This window comes from Halomonas sp. 72 (assembly GCF_052379785.1).
In the GTDB taxonomy this organism is placed as follows: Bacteria; Pseudomonadota; Gammaproteobacteria; order Pseudomonadales; family Halomonadaceae; genus Vreelandella; species Vreelandella citrativorans.
Genome location: NZ_JBQSYY010000040.1, coordinates 1 through 3,053, shown reverse-complemented (window position 1 = coordinate 3,053; position 3,053 = coordinate 1). Strand labels below are relative to the sequence as shown.

Below are 3,053 nucleotides of genomic sequence, written 5' to 3'. Positions count from 1 at the left end.
TTTTTTAAAACGTTGATACGTAATTGTTGTGTGATACGTCTCAAGCGTATCCGGCAATCGTTGTCATTGCGAGATACCAGACCCCTTCGGGTTATAGGGTCAAGCAATGAAGCGCACACGGTGGATGCCTAGGCAGCCAGAGGCGATGAAAGACGTGGAAGCCTGCGATAAGGTTCGGCGAGGTGGCAAACAACCTGTGACCCGGACATCTCTGAATGGGGAAACCCACTGACCACAAGGTCAGTATCCTGTACTGAATACATAGGTGCAGGAGGCGAACCAGGGGAACTGAAACATCTAAGTACCCTGAGGAAAAGAAATCAACCGAGATTCCCCCAGTAGCGGCGAGCGAACGGGGACCAGCCCTTAAGCAGGTGACTGATTAGACGAACGAGCTGGGAAGCTCGGCCATAGCGGGTGATAGCCCCGTAGTCGAAAATCTGATCCTGTGAAATCGAGTAGGTCGGGGCACGAGAAACCTTGACTGAAGACGGGGGGACCATCCTCCAAGGCTAAATACTCCTGGCTGACCGATAGTGAACCAGTACCGTGAGGGAAAGGCGAAAAGAACCCCGGAGAGGGGAGTGAAATAGATCCTGAAACCGTGTGCGTACAAGCAGTAGGAGCAGACTAGTTCTGTGACTGCGTACCTTTTGTATAATGGGTCAGCGACTTATATTCAGTGGCGAGGTTAACCGTATAGGGGAGCCGTAGGGAAACCGAGTCTTAACTGGGCGACACAGTCGCTGGATATAGACCCGAAACCGGGCGATCTATCCATGAGCAGGGTGAAGGTTGAGTAACATCAACTGGAGGCCCGAACCAGGATCTGTTGAAAAAGATTTGGATGACTTGTGGATCGGAGTGAAAGGCTAATCAAGCCCGGAGATAGCTGGTTCTCCTCGAAAGCTATTTAGGTAGCGCCTCACGTATCACCGCCGGGGGTAGAGCACTGTTTCGGCTAGGGGGTCATCCCGACTTACCAACCCGAGGCAAACTCCGAATACCGGTGAGTGCAAGCGTGGGAGACACACGGCGGGTGCTAACGTCCGTCGTGAAAAGGGAAACAACCCAGACCGTCAGCTAAGGTCCCCAAATTCTGGTTAAGTGGGAAACGATGTGGGAAGGCTCAGACAGCTAGGAGGTTGGCTTAGAAGCAGCCATCCTTTAAAGAAAGCGTAATAGCTCACTAGTCGAGTCGGCCTGCGCGGAAGATGTAACGGGGCTAAACCAGATACCGAAGCTACGGGTTCATTCTATGAATGAGCGGTAGAGGAGCGTCGTGTAAGCTGATGAAGGTGAGTTGAGAAGCTTGCTGGAGGTATCACGAGTGCGAATGCTGACATGAGTAACGATAAGGGGAGTGAAAAACTCCCCCGCCGGAAGACCAAGGTTTTCTGTTCGATGCTAATCAGAGCAGAGTGAGTCGGCCCCTAAGGCGAGGCCGAAAGGCGTAGTCGATGGGAAACGGGCTAATATTCCCGTACCGGACATGATTGCGATGGGGGGACGGAGAAGGCTAGGTGGGCCAGGCGTTGGTTGTCCTGGTGAAAGTCAGTAGGCCTGGGTCTCAGGTAAATCCGGGACCCTTTAAAGCCGAGAGACGAGACGAAGACACCACGGTGTCGAAGTCATTGATGCCACGCTTCCAGGAAAAGCCTCTAAGCTTCAGATCATGTGCGACCGTACCCCAAACCGACACAGGTGGTCAGGGTGAGAATCCCAAGGCGCTTGAGAGAACTCGGGTGAAGGAACTAGGCAAAATGGTGCCGTAACTTCGGGAGAAGGCACGCCGGCGTAGGGTGAGAGGACTTGCTCCTTCAGCCCGAACCGGTCGAAGATACCAGGTGGCTGCAACTGTTTATTAAAAACACAGCACTCTGCCAACTCGCAAGAGGACGTATAGGGTGTGACGCCTGCCCGGTGCCGGAAGGTTAAATGATGGTGTTAGGATTCGTCCGAAGCTCTTGATTGAAGCCCCGGTAAACGGCGGCCGTAACTATAACGGTCCTAAGGTAGCGAAATTCCTTGTCGGGTAAGTTCCGACCTGCACGAATGGCGTAATGATGGCCACGCTGTCTCCACCCGAGACTCAGTGAAATTGAAATCGCCGTGAAGATGCGGTGTACCCGCGGCTAGACGGAAAGACCCCGTGAACCTTTACTATAGCTTCACACTGGACGCTGATGTTGCCTGTGTAGGATAGCTGGGAGGCTTTGAACTTCGGACGCCAGTTCGAAGGGAGCCAACCTTGAAATACCAGCCTGGCATCATTGGCGTTCTCACTCAGGTCCGTTATCCGGATCGAGGACAGTGTGTGGTGGGTAGTTTGACTGGGGCGGTCTCCTCCCAAAGAGTAACGGAGGAGCACGAAGGTACCCTCAGCACGGTCGGACATCGTGCAATGAGTGCAAGAGCATAAGGGTGCTTGACTGCGAGACAGACACGTCGAGCAGGTGCGAAAGCAGGTTCTAGTGATCCGGTGGTTCTGTATGGAAGGGCCATCGCTCAACGGATAAAAGGTACTCCGGGGATAACAGGCTGATACCGCCCAAGAGTTCACATCGACGGCGGTGTTTGGCACCTCGATGTCGGCTCATCACATCCTGGGGCTGAAGTCGGTCCCAAGGGTATGGCTGTTCGCCATTTAAAGTGGTACGCGAGCTGGGTTTAGAACGTCGTGAGACAGTTCGGTCCCTATCTGCCGTGGGCGTTGGATGTTTGAGAAGAGCTGCTCCTAGTACGAGAGGACCGGAGTGGACGACCCTCTGGTGTTCCGGTTGTCACGCCAGTGGCATTGCCGGGTAGCTATGGTCGGACGGGATAACCGCTGAAAGCATCTAAGCGGGAAGCCCCCTTCAAGATGAGACATCCCCGAGGCCTTGAGCCTCCTGAAGGGCCCAGCGAGACCAGCTGGTTGATAGGCACGGTGTGGACGCACTGCAAGGTGTTGAGCTAACGTGTACTAATGGCCCGTGAGGCTTGACCCTATAACACCCAAGGGGTCTGGTCGCAGTGACAACGATGACTACCGGATACGCGCGCTGGGCGAG

The 3,053-nt window shown here is 54.3% G+C and carries 1 rRNA gene; it reads left to right on the top strand.

The annotated features are described in order from the left end of the window. Positions 1-97 precede the first annotated feature (97 nt). Positions 98-2,990, top strand: a 23S ribosomal RNA gene (locus tag ACT3T6_RS17585). The last annotated feature ends 63 nt before the right edge of the window (positions 2,991-3,053 follow it).